This is a genomic window from Hyphomicrobium sp. D-2 (assembly GCF_029872155.1).
GTDB lineage: Bacteria > Pseudomonadota > Alphaproteobacteria > Rhizobiales > Hyphomicrobiaceae > Hyphomicrobium_A.
Map to the genome: position 1 here is coordinate 139,561 of NZ_JARXLA010000008.1, position 16,628 is coordinate 156,188.

At 60.2% G+C, this 16,628-nt stretch carries 13 protein-coding genes and 1 pseudogene; 4 read left to right on the forward strand and 10 right to left on the reverse strand.

Going from position 1 to position 16,628, the window contains the following annotated elements; translation table 11 throughout:
* Positions 1 to 222 precede the first annotated feature (222 nt).
* A pseudogene (locus tag QEZ49_RS13120) lies at positions 223 to 785 on the forward strand (GcrA family cell cycle regulator).
* A gap of 329 nt (positions 786 to 1,114) precedes the next feature.
* Here QEZ49_RS13120 and phoB read toward each other — a convergent pair.
* The 7 genes from phoB to QEZ49_RS13155 all read right to left on the reverse strand — a co-directional run bounded on the left by phoB (position 1,115) and on the right by QEZ49_RS13155 (position 9,125).
* Positions 1,115 to 1,801 carry a phosphate regulon transcriptional regulator PhoB gene (gene phoB, locus QEZ49_RS13125; RefSeq protein WP_068459472.1) on the reverse strand — a complete coding sequence of 229 codons (687 nt, stop codon included), beginning with the start codon at positions 1,799 to 1,801 and terminating at the stop codon, positions 1,115 to 1,117.
* Positions 1,802 to 1,825: 24 nt separating this feature from the next.
* Entirely contained in the window at positions 1,826 to 2,530 is a 705-nt protein-coding gene (gene phoU / locus QEZ49_RS13130) for a phosphate signaling complex protein PhoU (RefSeq protein WP_280387553.1), read from the reverse strand.
* 80 nt (positions 2,531 to 2,610) lie between these two features.
* Entirely contained in the window at positions 2,611 to 3,417 is an 807-nt protein-coding gene (gene pstB / locus QEZ49_RS13135) for a phosphate ABC transporter ATP-binding protein PstB (RefSeq protein WP_280387555.1), read from the reverse strand.
* A gap of 24 nt (positions 3,418 to 3,441) precedes the next feature.
* Positions 3,442 to 4,776 carry a phosphate ABC transporter permease PstA gene (pstA, locus tag QEZ49_RS13140; protein WP_280387557.1) on the reverse strand — a complete coding sequence of 445 codons (1,335 nt, stop codon included), beginning with the start codon at positions 4,774 to 4,776 and terminating at the stop codon, positions 3,442 to 3,444.
* Complete coding sequence (gene pstC / locus QEZ49_RS13145; protein ID WP_280387559.1) at positions 4,776 to 6,257, reverse strand: phosphate ABC transporter permease subunit PstC; 1,482 nt, start codon at positions 6,255 to 6,257, stop codon at positions 4,776 to 4,778. The genes pstA and pstC overlap by 1 nt, the downstream gene beginning before the upstream one ends.
* A 149-nt stretch (positions 6,258 to 6,406) precedes the next feature.
* Positions 6,407 to 7,516: a substrate-binding domain-containing protein gene (locus tag QEZ49_RS13150; protein WP_280387560.1), complete on the reverse strand. Its 1,110-nt coding sequence runs from the start codon at positions 7,514 to 7,516 to the stop codon at positions 6,407 to 6,409.
* Positions 7,517 to 7,880: 364 nt separating this feature from the next.
* Positions 7,881 to 9,125 (reverse strand): ATP-binding protein, encoded by a 1,245-nt coding sequence (locus QEZ49_RS13155; RefSeq protein WP_280387562.1) that lies wholly within the window; start codon positions 9,123 to 9,125, stop codon positions 7,881 to 7,883.
* Between the two features lie 259 nt (positions 9,126 to 9,384).
* On the opposite strand from QEZ49_RS13155, the gene ppk2 reads away from it, so the two are divergent.
* Both ppk2 and QEZ49_RS13165 read left to right on the forward strand, forming a co-directional pair.
* Entirely contained in the window at positions 9,385 to 10,284 is a 900-nt protein-coding gene (gene ppk2, locus QEZ49_RS13160; protein ID WP_280387563.1) for a polyphosphate kinase 2, read from the forward strand.
* A gap of 557 nt (positions 10,285 to 10,841) precedes the next feature.
* Positions 10,842 to 12,845 (forward strand): penicillin-binding protein 1A, encoded by a 2,004-nt coding sequence (locus tag QEZ49_RS13165; protein ID WP_280387565.1) that lies wholly within the window; start codon positions 10,842 to 10,844, stop codon positions 12,843 to 12,845.
* Positions 12,846 to 12,952: 107 nt separating this feature from the next.
* Here QEZ49_RS13165 and QEZ49_RS13170 read toward each other — a convergent pair whose 3' ends face one another.
* The 3 genes from QEZ49_RS13170 to QEZ49_RS13180 all read right to left on the reverse strand — a co-directional run bounded on the left by QEZ49_RS13170 (position 12,953) and on the right by QEZ49_RS13180 (position 14,906).
* The gene (locus QEZ49_RS13170; protein ID WP_280387567.1) at positions 12,953 to 13,672 is read right to left on the reverse strand and encodes a SprT family zinc-dependent metalloprotease; all 720 of its coding nucleotides are present in this window, start codon (positions 13,670 to 13,672) and stop codon (positions 12,953 to 12,955) included.
* 209 nt (positions 13,673 to 13,881) lie between these two features.
* Positions 13,882 to 14,481 (reverse strand): SCO family protein, encoded by a 600-nt coding sequence (locus tag QEZ49_RS13175; RefSeq protein WP_280387569.1) that lies wholly within the window; start codon positions 14,479 to 14,481, stop codon positions 13,882 to 13,884.
* An 83-nt stretch (positions 14,482 to 14,564) separates the two neighbouring features.
* Positions 14,565 to 14,906 (reverse strand): hypothetical protein, encoded by a 342-nt coding sequence (locus QEZ49_RS13180; RefSeq protein ID WP_348534815.1) that lies wholly within the window; start codon positions 14,904 to 14,906, stop codon positions 14,565 to 14,567.
* A gap of 267 nt (positions 14,907 to 15,173) precedes the next feature.
* Between QEZ49_RS13180 and QEZ49_RS13185 the strand changes: the two genes are divergently transcribed.
* Positions 15,174 to 16,535 carry an ActS/PrrB/RegB family redox-sensitive histidine kinase gene (locus tag QEZ49_RS13185; protein WP_348534816.1) on the forward strand — a complete coding sequence of 454 codons (1,362 nt, stop codon included), beginning with the start codon at positions 15,174 to 15,176 and terminating at the stop codon, positions 16,533 to 16,535.
* The last annotated feature ends 93 nt before the right edge of the window (positions 16,536 to 16,628 follow it).

Consider the following 16,628-nt stretch of genomic DNA (forward strand, 5'->3'; position numbering starts at 1 on the left):
CGGAGCAGTTGCTCCGTGTGTCTAATGTACGCGCCGTGTCAAGCGTCTTTCAGTTCAGCGTCACCCAGTAAAGCGTCCCCGTAAACCGGGTCCGGCATCGGCTTGCCGCGTGCGTCGTAGCGTACTCGTACGCTCCGCGCTGCGTCCTGTGCCTGTCCCGAGAATGTCAATCGGTGTGCGCCTAGGCTAGCGCGCGCCCCTGGTGCTCAGGGGCGAATTTTTATGGCTTGGACGGATGAGCGTGTGGACCTGTTGAAGAAGCTGTGGGGCGAGGGCTTGAGTGCAAGCCAGATCGCCGGCCGGCTTGGCAGCGTCACCCGTAATGCCGTGATCGGCAAGGTTCATCGGCTTGGTCTTTCCGGCCGTGCAACCACCTCGCGCATGAAGAGCCATCGCCCGCGTCCGCGGCTGGCTGCCAATAACAAGCGCATCGCCAACAACAAGCAGCGCTTTACGCCTGCTACCACTGGCAATCCGGCGCTGCAGGCCTCTATCAGGTCGAGCAGGAAGTCTATTCGCCGCCAGCCGAAGAGATGATCATCCCCAAGGCGGAACGGAAGACCATTCAGACATTGACTGAATGCTCCTGCCGCTGGCCGATCGGTGACCCGCAGTCCGCAGAATTCCACTTCTGCGGCAAGAACAAGGTTCCCGGCCTGCCCTACTGCGAATTCCACGCCCGCCGCGCCTTCCAGCCGCCGCAGACCCGCCGCCGCGAGCGTGAGGTTGTCGAGCCGATGGTCGGTGGAGCTATCGAAAACCTGACCCGCAAGGAAACTGTGTAAGCACGCACCCGCACGTCGTGCCACACATACGGTAGCGCCGGGTCCGCCGCCCGGCGCTATTTTTTTGCCGCGTTTCTCCGGTTGCTTGCATCCGCAATGCGCTGTGCCGGTTGGCCCAAAAAACAAAAGAGCCGCGGCGCTTCCGGCACCGCGGCGAAGTTTTCGTAGGGAATTACAGTCTAGGAAAGTGCACGGCCGCGGTGATCAGGGATCACGGAGGCCGCTGCAGAACAGCCGGAGCTGCCCAACAGACCGGACGGCATCGACCACGCAAACAGGCGCGGACGACACGCGAATTCTGGATGGCGCGTTGGAAGGTGCGCGGCGCGCTACGCTTCACCGAACACATAGCCCGCCGAGCGGACTGTGCGGATCGGATCGCGTTCATTGCCGCGTATCAATGCCTTGCGCAGACGACCTATGTGCACATCCACTGTGCGCTCGTCAACGAAAGCGTCGCGTCCCCATACGCCGTCAAGAAGCTGGCCACGCGACAGCACACGGCCCGGGCTTTCCATCAGGAATTCAAGAAGACGAAATTCCGTCGGCCCGAGACGAACCTGGCGCAACCCACGCATTACGCGATGGGCCGCCCGATCCAGCTCAATGTCGCCGATCTTCAGAACCTCAGCCACGCGCCCGGGTGAAGAGCGCCGCAGGATTGCCTTCACCCGCGCCATCAGCTCCGGCAGCGAGAACGGCTTGACGACATAGTCGTCAGCGCCGGTGGAAAGACCACGAATGCGGTCATTTTCCTCGCCACGCGCGGTGAGCATTAGGATGGAGACGTTGCGGGAATCCGACTTGGCGCGCAGACGGCGACATAGCTCGATGCCCGAAACGCCCGGCAGCATCCAGTCCAGTAGCACGAGGTCGGGGCACTCTTCCTCAAGGAGGATGAGTGCCTCTTCGCCCGTTTCCGCATGGGCCACGCGAAACCCTTCCGCTTCGAGATTGTAACGCAGCATCTCGGCAAGCGGAGCTTCATCCTCAACGATGAGAACCTTAGCGGACATACCTATGGTCCTACCTCCCGATCATTACGAGATCAGTGTCGAACTCGTCTGATCGTCCTTCGGCCGATCGTCGGCAATGTTGAAACCGCGCACCAGGAAGTGCACCGTCTCGGCGATGTTGGTCGTGTGGTCACCCACGCGCTCGATGTTCTTGGCACCGAACAGCAGGTGCGTGGAAATGCCGATATTGCGCGGATCTTCCATCATGTAGGTCAGCAGTTCGCGGAACAGCGAATTGTACATCGCATCGATTTCCGCATCGTGGCGCCAGACAGCAAGTGCCTTGTCGGCGTCGCGCTCGGCATACGCGTCCAGCACTTCCTTCAGCTGATGCAGTGCCAGCTCCACCATATGGCGGATGCCGGACATCAGCGGCTTGGGATGGGATTCATCGGCGATCGCAAGCGCGCGCTTGGCGATGTTTTTGGCCAGGTCGCCAATGCGCTCAAGATCGGTGGTGATACGCAACGCGCCCATGATGTGACGCAGATCGTTAGCCATCGGCTGACGGCGCGCGATCATGGAGATGACCTGCTCTTCGATCTCGCGCTCAAGGTTGTCGATCGCCTTGTCCGAAACAACGACTTCTTCGGCGAGCTTGGGGTCGCGTCGTTCCAGAGCGACCAGCGACTGGCCCAGAAGCTGTTCGGCAAGGCCGCCCATCTGGGCGATCTTCTTATCGAGCAGCGCCAGCTCTTCCTCATACGACTTTACGATATGCTCGTTCATTAAAAGCCCTCCTGCCGCAGTTTTCGGCTGTGCCGTTGCGGAGGTCGCAGAGCGACCGAATGGATTGAGATGGCGCAACATTAGCCGAAGCGTCCGGTAATGTAGTCCTGCGTGCGCTGATCTTTCGGGTTTGTGAAGATATCGGTGGTGTTACCTTCCTCCACAAGCGTGCCGAGATGGAAGAACGCCGTACGCTGAGAAACGCGCGCCGCCTGCTGCATCGAGTGCGTAACGATGATGATGCAGTAGTTCTGGCGCAGTTCGTCGATCAGCTCTTCAATCTTCGCGGTCGCAATCGGATCCAGCGCCGAGCACGGCTCGTCCATCAGGATCACTTCCGGATTGACTGCGATAGCACGCGCAATGCAAAGCCGCTGCTGCTGACCACCGGAAAGGCCAGTACCCGGATCGTTGAGGCGATCCTTCACTTCTTTCCAGAGGCCGGCCTTTTCCAGGCTGGCGTTTACGATCTCGTCGAGATCCGCCTTCGAATGGCTGAGACCGTGAATGCGCGGTCCATAGGCCACGTTTTCATAGATCGACTTCGGGAACGGGTTCGGCTTCTGGAACACCATGCCGACGCGTGCACGAAGCTGAACGACATCAAGACTGGGATCGTAGATGTCCTGATTGTCGATGATGATCTTGCCGGTGACCTTGGCGATCGGGATCGTGTCGTTCATGCGGTTGATACAGCGCAGGAACGTTGACTTACCGCAGCCAGACGGGCCGATGAACGCCATCACCGAGCGATCGGGGATGTTCACCGACACATTCTGCAGGGCGTGCTTCTCGCCGTAGTAGACGTTTACGTCCTGCGCAGACACTTTCGTGTCGTGCTTGACTGCGTCGGGCTGGTGGATTTCGAGGTTAGGCATCTTGAGCATCTTAAGCTCCTAAAGAACTTTGTTTTACCAGCGCCGTTCGTACTTGCGACGCAGAATGACGGCGAAAAGATTCATACAGATCAGCAACGCCAGCAGGATCAGGGTTGCACCCGCCGTACGCTCGACGAAGCCGCGCTCCGCTGAGGTTGCCCACATGTAGATCTGCACAGGCAGAGCCGTTGAAGGCGACATCGGCGAAGTCGGATACTCGACCACGAACGCGACCATGCCGATCATCAGCAGCGGAGCGGTTTCACCCAGCGCCTTTGCCAGACCGATGATGGTGCCGGTGAGAATGCCCGGCATCGCCAGTGGCACGACGTGATGCGAGATGGCCTGCATCTTGGAAGCACCGACGCCGAGCGCAGCTTCGCGGATCGACGGCGGCACGGCACCGATGGCAGCGCGCGTTGCAATGATGATCGTGGGCAGCGTCATCAACGTCAGCACCAGGCCGCCGACAATCGAAGCGGAGCGCGGTAGACCGGCAAAGTTGATGAAGATCGCAAGACCCAACAGACCGAACACGATGGAAGGCACCGCAGCGAGGTTGTTGATGTTCACCTCGATGAGATCGGTCCAGAAGTTCTTGGGCGCGAACTCTTCGAGGTAGACAGCAGCGGCAACACCCAGCGGAACCGCCAGCAGCAGCACCGTCATCATCATGAACAGCGAACCGACAAGCGCCACACCGATGCCAGCCGTTTCCGGATTACTGGAAGCGCCGTTGGTGAAAAGCCCGGTGTTGAAGCGCTTCTGCAGCACGCCTGCGGCTTCTGCCTTATCGATCCATGCAAGCTGCTGATCGGAGACCTTACGCACGGCAGCCGGAAGATCGCGGTCAAGCTGCCCCTTGAGCAGGTTGTCCACGCGGCCACTTGCAAGCACCCAGACCGGAATGGTCTTCCCGATTGAAGACGGGTTGGCGAGCACTTCATTGCGGATCTCGACGTCGACATCGCGCGACAGAAGCTGACCCACCTCACGCATATCGCGGCGGTTGGCGGTGTCTGCACCGAGCGCCGTGGCAAGGGCCTTGCGCGCCAGCAGCGTATAGTCGGCTGAGCGCAACGCGTTGGGGTCTTTCTGGCCGCTCGGATCGATCACCGAACGATCAAGGAAGACATCCAGCTTGAATGATGACTGCACGAACGACGTGTAGCCGGTTGAAATGATGCTCCAGAACAGCACGGCCAGGAAGGCCAGACCGAACAGGATCGCAGCGACACCGTACATCTTGAAGCGGCGTTCGGCGGCGTAACGGCCACGGATCGACTTCTGGATCGCAGCGTTCGTCTTGTCTCGCGCATTGCCCGATGCCGGGCCGGGAAGCGAGCCGGGAATGGTATCGACAGCCATTATTCGTATTGCTCCCGGTATTTGCGCACGATGTAGAGCGCGTAGATGTTGAGACACAGCGTGAAGACGAACAGGGTCAGGCCCAGTGCGAATGCGACGAGCGTCTGCGGCGAGTTGAACTCAAGGTCGCCCGTGAGCTGGCTGACGATCTTGACTGTGATCGTGGTGACCGGCTCGAAGGGATTGAGCGTGAGATTGGCGGCGATACCGGCTGCCATCACCACGATCATCGTTTCGCCGATGGCACGGGACGCCGCCAGCAGGATTGCGCCGACAATGCCCGGCAAGGCAGCCGGCAACACAACACGGCGGATGGTTTCCGACTGCGTTGCGCCGAGCCCGTATGAGCCTTCGCGCAGCGACTGCGGCACCGCGTTGATGATGTCATCGGAGAGTGACGAAACGAACGGGATCAGCATCACGCCCATGATGAGACCGGCGGTGAGCACGCTCGTTGCCGAAATCTCGAACCCGATGTGGGCACCCATATCGCGCAGGAACGGACCGAAGGTGATGAGCGCAAACAGGCCGTAGACGATGGTGGGGATACCCGCCAGAATTTCCAGCAGCGGCTTGGCAACGGTGCGAATGCTGCGGCTGGCATATTCCGACATGTAGATGGCGCTGAACAACCCGACCGGAACTGCAACCAGCAGCGCGACGATCGAGATATAGAGCGTGCCCCACAGCAGCGGGATAAGGCCGAACTGACCCGAGGTATTGCTTCCACCACCAGCGGCCGAGAAGCGCGGATCCCAGGTGGTGCCGAAGAAGAAGCTGAGCGGCGAGACCGACTGGAAGAAGTGGATGGCTTCGAACAGCATCGAGAAGACGATGCCGACCGTGGTGAGAATAGCGACGGTGGAGGCAAGAAACAGCCCGGTGAGGACAATCGCTTCGACCGTGTTGCGGGCTCTCAGCGTCGGGCTCATGCGCCAGTTGGCGTAGGCAAACCCGCCAAGGGCAAGCGCTGCAATCAGCGCAGTCAGCATCGTACGGCTGCGTTGCTGCAGCTCGACCTGATCATACGCTGCCGCGATGACATAGGGCTCAGGCGCGGAGCCAAGCACAGTGCCGCGCTCCTGCAGCACCCGCTGAGCTTCAGCTGGAGTCGTGAAGCCGTACCGCACCTTGCGGACGGTCTCGAATTCCTCCGGCGTCAGCCTGGGCAGACCACGCGCAACGGAATTGATGCGGCCGACGATCAGCGACTGTTCCGCTGGCGTCAGAGCTTTGACATTCTCAGGCAAGCCGGCGGAAACGACGCCACGGATGATCGGCGCTTCAGCGGCCGACCAGATGCCAAGAACGATCAAAGCAGGCAGCAAGGTCCACAGCGCCAGATAGGTTCCATAATAACCGGCGCGGGAATGGAGATGAGCATCGCCCTTCTTTGCAAGGGCATTGGCGCGCGAAAGGCCGAGGCCAAACGCTAAAAGCGCCGCAACAAGTAATCCTAAGAGTAAGACGGACGTCGACAACTTCGCGGTCCTCGTTTGCAGCGCGCGTCGCGAAGACGCCGCTCCTCAGGCAAACGGCCCGATGCCGAACGCATTCGGGTCGCCGCTTGGCGGTCCAGCCATGATTGAATGACTGAACCGCCTCGCGATGCACTTAGTCAGCCGTCAAATTACATTGACTTGGCGGCCTTGACGTCTTCCTGTAGCTTCGTGCGCTCGGCATCCGGCGAAGGAACGAGGCCATACTCGGCCAGCGGGCCGTCGGCACCGATCATGCGGTCAGAAGCGAAGAATTCGACGAATTCCTTGAGGCCCGGGATAACACCGATGTGCGCCTTCTTCACGTAGAACTGAAGCGGACGGGAAACCGGATATTCACCCGAAGAGATCGTCTCGACCGACGGAGCAATGCCGCTGATCGTGGCAACCTTCAGCTTGTCGGTGTTGTTCTCGAAGAACGACAGACCGAACACGCCAACGCCCTTGGGGTTGGAGGTGATGCGAGCCAGCGTCTCGGTGTAGTCGCCGTCGATGTCGACAGCAGCGCCGTCCTTACGAACCTGCACGCAAGCCTTGTCGCCAGCCTTCTTCTTGGCAGCGTCGTCGCCTTCAGCCTTGGCAGCGAAAAGCTTGTCAGCGCCAACAGCCTTGCAGCCGCCGTGCATTACCTTCTCTTCGAACACTTCGCGCGTGCCGTGCTTCTCGCCAGGGATGTAAGCGGCGATCGGCCAGTCCGGAAGCTTGTCGTTTACTTCCTTCCAGGTCTTGTAGGGGTTGGCGACGAGAGCGCCATCCTTCGGCACTTCAGCGGCGAGAGCCAGGTAGATGTCCTTCGGCTCGATAGCCCAATCGTCCGACTTGGAGTCAACGGCGAACACGATGCCGTCATAGCCGAACTGAACTTCGACGATTTCCTTCACGCCGTTCTTGGCGCACTCGGCGATCTCGCCTTCCTTGATCTTGCGCGAGGCGTTGGCGATGTCGATCGTGCCTTCGCCAAGACCCTGGCAGAACTGCTTCAGACCGGCCGAGGAGCCACCCGACTCAACGATCGGCGTCTTGAAATTGTTGAACGTCTTGCCGAACTGCTCGGCAACAATGTTGGCGTAAGGCAGAACCGTAGAGGAACCGGCAATCTGGATCTGGTCGCGCGCGACGGCCGGGGCTGCGAACGCCAACGAGCCAAGGACGGCCACGGCGGCCGTGCTCGCGAGAATCTTATTGCTCACACTGATCTCCTGGTCTTGGAGGTGATAACGGGGCCCATAAATCCCATACATATTTGAACCTGTCCCCCGTCCGACGCCTTGCGCCGTGAGGGTTATGTAAACCAGCGCAACAATACTTTCATGACAGACCAACAAATTGATTCACATGAATTTTATGGATGTGTCGCAGGCGCAAGGGACCGTCGTTAGCCCGGATTTTGCCCCGCTGGCGCTCCCGGGACGCCACAAAGTTGCATGGGCCATCATCCAGTGACCGACCGCAGCCTGCGCAGTTCGAGATGGGACAGGAAACGCCCGCTCGAGCGAGCATCTGCAGGAACCAGGAGAGGCACCGCGCCTCTCCCAGAGCTCCGACAAGAAGCACGACAACACCCACCTAGAGCCGTTCCCCGATTCAACGAAACGCGGAAAGGCTCTAGCCGGCTGCGCCCAGCTCCTCGAAGCTGGCGGTGAAGGTCGACCCGACGCCGATCTTGGAACTGATACGCAGCTCCGCCCGGTGGCGATTGAGGATGTGCTTGACGATGGCAAGCCCCAGCCCCGTGCCGCCCTTTTCCCGGCTGGAGATGGCGCTGACCCGATAGAACCGTTCGGTCAGGCGCGGCAGATGCTCGGCCGCAATGCCATGCCCTTCATCAGTAACGCTGACCCAAACGCGAGCACCGGCCGAGTCCGGTGGTGCTGTCCGTCCGATCCGCACCTCGATCGTGCCTCCAGAGCGGCCATACTTGATTGCGTTCTGGATGAGGTTCTGCAGCACCTGCACGATCTCTTCGCGGTCGCCGCGGACGCGCGCGGTTTCGACATCGCTTACCAGCACAACCTTCGCCCGCTGCGCCTCGGCAATCGGCTCGAGCGACTGACAGACATATGAGGCGGTTTCATTCAATTCCGCGATGCCACGCGGCGGCAGATGCGCGCGCATCTCAACGCGGCTCAGCGAAAGCAGATCATCGATCAACCGCGTCATGCGCTCGGCCTGATCGGCCATAAGCTTCAAAAACCGCTCACGTGCATTTGCGTCGTCGCGAGCCGGACCCTGCAACGTTTCCACAAAGCCGCGCAAAGACGCCAGCGGCGTACGCAGCTCGTGACTTGCGTTGGCAATGAAATCCGAACGCATCTGGCCGAGCCGGTCTTCTTCCGTCATGTCGTGGAATGTAACCAGCACGTGCGGCGGCGAAGCCCGATCTATCGGCGCAAGCCGTGAAACCGTGGCTTCGAGGCGCCGTTCAACCGGCACCCTGTCGACCAGCTCCACATCGATGCGTTCCTCAGTGCCAGCAAGAAGCCGATCGATTGCGGCCAGCAGATCGGGACTGCGCGATATCTTGCTCATCGGAGCGCCATCGCGAATTTTAGGAAACATCTCCGCTGCAAGCCGGTTGTGATGCAGCAGATCGCCGTTAGCGTCGAGGGCGAGCGCCGCTGTGGGAATTGCGTCGACTACGGCACGCCAGCCCGAACGCTGACCATCACCAATGCGGCGACCTGCGACCGCAGGAACTTCAACTCCGGGAACATCCCCGCCGGTCCAGTCCAGCGGCCAAAAGGCAGCCGCCAGCAACATTCCGGAGAGCCCTCCAATCGCGGCCAGCCCGCTGAGCGATCCGGTCAGCATCAACATTATGAAGATGATAGCCGCGGCGGCGACCGGCATCGTGCGATGCGCAAGCCGAAGCTTCGCCGTCGCCCATCTTTCTCGCAGCCACGCTTCCGCCTCGACGCGGCGCTCTGACCACCGAATGCTTGTGAAGGCTGATCCTATCGACATCGCTTTTATCTTCAGTCCAGAGGTGTTTGTTGATGCCAACAAAACGCTATCGATAGCATCATAACACCTCTTGATCATGACAGGCGCCGCTTCGTGCAAAATCGCTTACCATGGCGGCCAACAGGGATTTGAAACGGAGGGCGCCATGGCTAAGACCGGCAACAAGGGCAAGAACAAAGGTTCGGACGAAGCAAATAGCCAGCCTTCCGGCGCCGACGCTGAATTGGCCCGCAGCTTCGATATCAACAATCCGGTGTTACCGCCCGCGATCGCCGATCACGCCCTGACATCGGGCGGCTTTCCCTACGACAGCGAACTGAAGAAGAAGCCTTACGGCGACGAACTGACCGAGCTGCAGCTTGAGCTGCTGAAACTGCAGTCTCACATCCAGCAGCAGGGGCAGCGGTTCATTGCGCTGTTTGAGGGCCGCGATGCTTCCGGCAAGGGAAGTTGCATCCGCCGCTTCATGGAGCGGCTGAATTCTCGCCATGCTCGCTCCGTCGCATTGTCGAAGCCGAACGAGGAAGAGCGCGGACAATGGTACTTCCAGCGCTATGTCCGGCATTTTCCGACGGCGGGCGACATGGTTCTGTTCGACCGCTCCTGGTACAATCGCGCCGGTGTGGAAAGGGTGATGAACTTCTGCACGCCGGAGCAGACCGAAAAGTTTCTGCGCGACGTGCCGGACTTTGAGGCGCTGATCGTGCGCGACGGCTTCGCGTTCTTCAAGTTTTACCTGATCATCGGGCGCGAGATGCAGCTGGTGCGCTTCCATGAGCGCCGCCACAATCCTTTCAAGCGCTGGAAGATCACCGACGTCGATCTGGCCGCCATCGACAAGTGGGACGATTACACCCGCGCTCAGAATGAAATCTTTGCGCGCACCAGCAGCGAAGTGGCGCCATGGATTATCGTGCGCGCCAACGATCAGCGTCGCGCGCGGCTGGAAACGATCCGCTGGGTGTTGTTCCACTCCGACTATCCTGACAAGGACGCGAAAGCCGTGGGCACCCCCGATCCCAAAATCATAAGCGTCCGGGCCTAACTGTTATTGTCAGCCCTGACATAACCGCAGCCAACAGCCCCTGAGGCCCGCAGAGAAATCAAAGCAGGCCTCATGTGGGGAAACCCGCGTAATCGGAAGCATGTGTTTCAACGTGGCGCAGGGCCTGCTAGTCTAGGCGTGATGCGGTCGCGCCGTCCCTTGTGGAGGTCCAACGTTGCTGCGCAGAAATTCTGACTTTGCGAGCCACCACTGGCGGCAACGCTTTCATTCGTTTGCATTTTTACGCAGGAAATTGCTGGCGCGCGCACCCGATGCAGCAGCCGCATGCAAACCTTTGCGCCGGGCAGAAAGCGGCCCAACTGATTCCCCGGCCGTCCAGACAAGCAAGCCGTTGGGCCGGTTCAGCGACGTGTTGCCGGTAGAATCTTCGCCCATCTTATGCAGGCAATCGGTGCGATCGCATCGAAACAAGGTCTATTTGACCGTGCGACGGCAAGGTTTACTGCACCTTAGTTGTGATCGGAGTAGGTTGGCCGGAGATGCGCGGCATCTGCATCATTCAGCAAAATTTTGTTAACGGGGGCTAGGGCCTGACAATGGGCCTTTTTTCGTCATCGGCTAAACCGAAAGCAAAGCGCTCCTCGATGAAGCGCGTGCTGCTGGTTGCGCCGCTCTATGGTCTGGCTTTCGCAATCGCCTCCATCGCTGGCTTGATGATCTACTATTCGGTCATCTATCCCGATCCGCTGACGCTGCGCCCCAAGAAGAACACACCCTACGTGCGCGTGCTGGCTGCCGATGGCACAGTCATCAGTGAGCGCGGCGGTGGCGATGACTACGTTCCGCTGGATCTGCTTCCGCGCTACGTCAGTGATGCGGTGGTCGCGACCGAAGATCAGCGCTTTTACGATCATCACGGCGTTGACCCCATTGGCATGGCGCGCGCCGTTGTCATCAATCTGCGCAAGGGGCGCACGGTGCAGGGCGGCTCAACGCTTACCCAGCAGTTGGCAAAGAACCTTTACCTCAGCCACGATCGTACGTTCTCCCGCAAGCTTGAAGAGTTCACGCTGGCGCTCTGGCTGGAATCCCGGCTGTCGAAGCAAGACATCATGGAGCTCTACCTCAACCGGGTTTACCTCGGCGCGGGTGCCTATGGCGTCGATGCTGCCGCTCGCCGTTATTTCCGAAAATCCGCACGCGATCTGACGCTCGCTGAATCAGCGATGCTGGCCGGACTGCTAAAAGCTCCGTCGCGATATTCACCGCTGTCCAATCCCGGCATCGCGCGCGCCCGCGCGCGGCTGGTACTGTCGCAGATGGAGGAAGTTGGCTTCATCACCGAGGAGCAGGAGCGGCAGGCGCTTGAAGAGGTTGCCGAAGCATTCAAGCGCTCACAGCATGCAGCCCCGATGGGCGCTGACTACGCCGTAGATTATGTGATGGAGCGGCTGGCACCTGCATTCGTGATGGGGCTGGCGTCGGAAGCATCGGGCCTTGTCGTTGAAACCACGCTTGATCCGGTGTTGCAGGCCAATGCCTCAAACGTCGTCGAAGAGCATCTGGCCGTGCGCGGACAGGAGTTGCAGGCCAGCGAAGCCGCCGTTGTCGTGCTTGATCGCGATGGCGCCGTACGCGCTCTTGTCGGTGGCCGTTCCTACAGCGACACGCAGTTCAATCGCGCCGTGAACGCGATGCGTCAGCCGGGCTCTGCGTTCAAGCCGTTCGTGTATCTTGCAGCTCTGGAAGCTGGCTACACCCCGGATACGATCGTCAACGACATCCCGATCACGATTGGCAGCTGGTCGCCGCGCAACGAAAACGGCGAATACCTTGGCCAGATGCCATTGCGCACCGCGCTGGCCAAATCGATCAATTCCGTTTCCGCGCGGCTGACCGCAGAGGTTGGCCCCGCGCGCGTCATAAGACTGGCGAAGCGGCTTGGCATTTCTTCGCCGCTGGCGCGCGATGCAACGATCTCTCTCGGCACATCGGAAGTGTCGCTGCTTGAGTTGACCAATGCTTACAACCCGTTTGCAAATGGCGGTCACGTCACCGAACCTTATGTCATCCGCCGCGTCAGCAGCCTGAAGGGCAAGGTGCTGTTCTCGCACCAGCCGCAGCCGCGTCAGCCGGTGATCGCGCCTGCACATACGCGCTACATGGACGACATGCTGACGACGGCATTGAACGAAGGCACCGGGCGGCGCGCAACGCTTCCCAATGGATCGGCGGCGGGCAAGACGGGCACGTCGCAGGGTTTCCGTGACGCCTGGTTCATCGGCTACAGCAATCGCCTCATCGCGGGCGTGTGGACCGGCAACGATGACGGCAGCACGATGAATCGCGTTGTTGGCGGCAGCCTTCCCGCAGAGATCTGGCGCCACATCATGATGGGGCCGACAGCTCCTATTCAAGTGCCGCTCGCACAGCAGCCGGTGGCGCAGGCAACGCCGTCAGCATTGCCGCAAACTTCAGCGCTGCCCGACAGCGACGACTATCCATCCGAACGCATCGCGGAAGATTTTATCGCGCGCGCACTGGATACAGACGGCGTCACGACGCCGGATACAGCTTCCATTGGTGATGGAGCGCGCTAAGCGCACGCTGACAAGCGGAGCATGCGCTGCGGTGCTTTGCACTTTGCACCTGAAGGGGGATGCGTGAAAGGCGGTGTGCCTGAGAGCGGCGCGCGGCGCCGCTGCGATCAGTCGGTCTCGCTGGTGCCGTAGCGATGCAGATCGAGGCCATAGACCTGCAGCCAACGCTTGTCTTCCTTCATCGCCGGAATGAGCTGCTCAACCAGCGCCCAGAACTTCGGCCCGTGATTCATCTCAGCCAGATGCGCAACCTCGTGGGCGGCGACATAGTCGAGCACACGCGCCGGAGCGAGAATGAGACGCCAGGAAAACGACAGCACACCGGTTGTCGAGCATGATCCCCAGCGCGTGGCCTGATCGCGAATGGCAATGCGTTTCGCCACCAGACCAAGCGAACGCGTATGCACCTGCACACGCTCATCGAGATCGCGACGCGCTTCGCCGGAGAGCCAGTCGCGCAGACGCCGCGGCGCGTGCTCAACCTGACCTGCAACATGTAGCTCCGGCATTGTCGGGCCTTGCACAACCTGAACGACACCGCCCGCTGCGCGCTGACCTGTGAAGACGAGTGAATGATATTCGCCACGCAACGGCACAAGCGCGCCGTGTGCGAATGGAACAGGCTGCGGAATAGAGCTTAAACGCTCGCGCACCCATTCAATGTTGCGATTGAGAAACGTGCCGGCTTCACCGAGATCGCATTGAACCGGCATGGTCACGATGACGGCGCGACGTGTGCGACTGACACGCAAGGTCAAACGGCGCGCACCGGGGTGTCGCCTGACTTCAACCGGGCAATCGAGTTCTTCGATGCGCGGACGATTCAACGAATCCCCCTTGACGAAATTCCGCACCGACTTCCCCCTAGTGCAACGTAACGGCTGGTCGGAACACCTGCCGAGAACCGCCGAATGTTAGCAGCTCGCTGCAGACTGAATCTGACCTAATCGAAATTTGAGTGTCCCGCCAGCAGCAAAACCAGATCGCGCCGATGATGTGGTGATTGTGTGGCCTCGACGACGCTTGAAGCTGGCCGTTATCCGAGCCGCTTGTCAAGCTTCTCGACCATCGCATCAATGCCGGTCATCGGCGTGAAGTGGTCGACGTACTTTCCGTCAGGCCCCATGAGATAGATAATCGACGTGTGATTAATACCGTATTCGTGCGGCGCGGATGCATTCGGAGTCTTTTCGAAGAACACGCGGTAGGCTTTCGCGATGGCGTCGATCTGCTCCGGCGTGCCGGTCAATCCCACAACGCGGTTATCAAAATTCTTCACGTAAATAGCCAGTTTCTGCAGCGTATCGCGTTCTGGATCGACGCTCACGAAAATCGGCACAACCTTGTCTGCCTTGTCGCCAAGCTTATCGAGAGCTGCACCGATGAGCTGCAAACCTGCCGGGCAGATATCCGGACAATTGGTGAAGCCAAAGAACACCAGCATGTAGCGGCCGCGAAAATCTTCGTCCGTAACAACCTTGCCCGTTGTGTCGGAAAGCTGGAACGGGCCGCCGATCAATGCCGCTCCGCTCTGGGTCGTGCCTGCCTTGTCGCCGGCATTGTTGAAGATCGCCAATGCACCCAGACCGCCCAACAACAGGCCGACTGCGATACTGCCGATAAGCTTTGCACGCATTCCGAGAGCTCCCATCTGCACCATGGCACTTAAGCCGTAAGCGAACGCTGCGCAACGTATTGCCAATGGAGCGGCGCGTCACGTTACACGCTCGGCCCAGGACTGCTGGTGCAATGGCTCAGCCATCGGGGCCAGATAGCATCGACAGCAATGCGCCGCGCCGCCACGAACTGCGGCAACGCCGTATCACCTGTTCCGGCCCTGTAGCGGGGGTCATCTTGCGGCGTGACGATTACATCGTCAGCGCCAAACTGATCCGCGGTGATATCGACAATCAAGCCACCGCACGTCGCCCAGGCGTGAGCCTGCCAGCGCGAACCATCAAAGAAGCCGAACGGGCCAAGCTCTGGCCCGGCTTCGTCGAGGCGCGGTGTGCCCGATATCCACGTAGCGGGCAGCCCCCGATGACGCAACACCTCGACCATAAAAAGGCTGGTCCGCCCGCACGTGTGCCGCGAAGCGACCGTTGGCAGCTGGCCTCCCCGGGCCCGATGCCACTCCTGCCAAACCGGGGCGATGAAGCTGCGGGCATGGCCGGCGATTGATAAAAGTTGGCGCTCCATTAAGGCCATCGGTATATCGGGAGGATCTGGGCGACCATTCCGCAGCCTCAGCAGCGCGGGAAAGCGCCAATCCATGCTAGCTTAGCGCCCCCGAACGCAGCCAGTGTTCCGCGCATACGAGGCCATCCGGTGATCGTGAACCTTCTCGACCGTCCCAAAAAACGGAAAAACCAACGCGTTCTCGCGGACCCGGTCAACAATCGTCTGCGCCTGCAAACCATCATAAGGTTGCGCTGGATCGCCGTGCTTGGCCAGTTCGCCGCGCTTTCGTTCGTAGCATTTGGGCTGGGTTTTTATGTTCCGATCGGTGCCTGCCTCACGGTTATCGCGCTTTCGGCGTGGCTCAACGTGTTTCTCGCGGTGTGGTATCCGACACGCCACCGCCTCAGCATTCGCTACGCAACCGCGCTGCTCGCGTATGACATCCTGCAGCTTGCCGCGTTGCTGTTTTTGACCGGCGGCATGGACAATCCGTTCACCATGCTGATGGTTGCTCCGGTTACCGTTTCGGCGGCCACCTTGCCGCTGCGGAATACCATCGCGCTTGGCATTATGGCGCTTTTGTCGGCGGCGTTTCTTGTCGTCGCGCATGAGCCGCTGCCCTGGTATCCGGGCATCGAGCTTGAGCTGCCGCTCATTTACAAGCTGGGTTCATTCGCAGCGCTGTGCGTTTCAACCACCTTCATCGCGTTCTATGCGTGGCGGCTGACCAAAGAGGGCCGACAGATGTCAGCGGCACTCACCGCGACAGACATCGTGCTGGCGCGCGAGCAGAAGCTGCACGCGCTCGATGGTCTGGCCGCAGCGGCGGCGCATGAGCTTGGCACTCCACTATCCACCATCGTGCTTGTGACAAAGGAGCTGGAGCGTTCGTTCAAGCCGGACGATCCGATGATCGAGGACATCGCTCTTCTGAAGCAGCAGGCTCTGCGTTGCCGCGAGATCCTGCAGAAGCTGACGCGTCACCCCGGCGAAGAAGATCCGATGTATGCGCGCGTGGGTGTGCGGGTCATGCTGGAGGAAGCGGCCGAGCCCTATTTTTCCGATGCCATCGCCATCAATCTGCAGGCCGGGCCAGCCGATGGAAGTACGCCGCTGAGCCACCGTCTGGCTGAGATTGAGCGCCGCCCCGGCGTCATCTACGGACTGGGCAACATCATAGAAAACGCTACAGAATTCGCGAAATCCAAGGTGGATGTCACGGCCAAATGGAGCAATTCCGGGCTGATTGTCACCATCGCCGATGACGGGCCGGGTTTCCGCGCCGAGATCATGGACAGCATCGGCGAGCCATACGTGACGACACGGCCTGCGGAAATGTCCGATGGGCTACTGGATGAGGATTCAACCGGCTTGGGTCTGGGCTTCTTCATCGCCAAGACGCTGCTGGAGCGCTCCGGCGCTACCGTCAGCCTCGCGAACCGCTCCGGCGGTGAGACCGGCGCGGTTGTCACCGTGAGTTGGCCGCGCTCGTTTATCCTCAACCAATAGGAAATGCGCGCACCCGAAACCGGAAAAAAAGTGTCGCAGATAATGCTGCGTTGACGAAAAAGCTATCTTCCGGCTGACAGACCTGCGACAAGG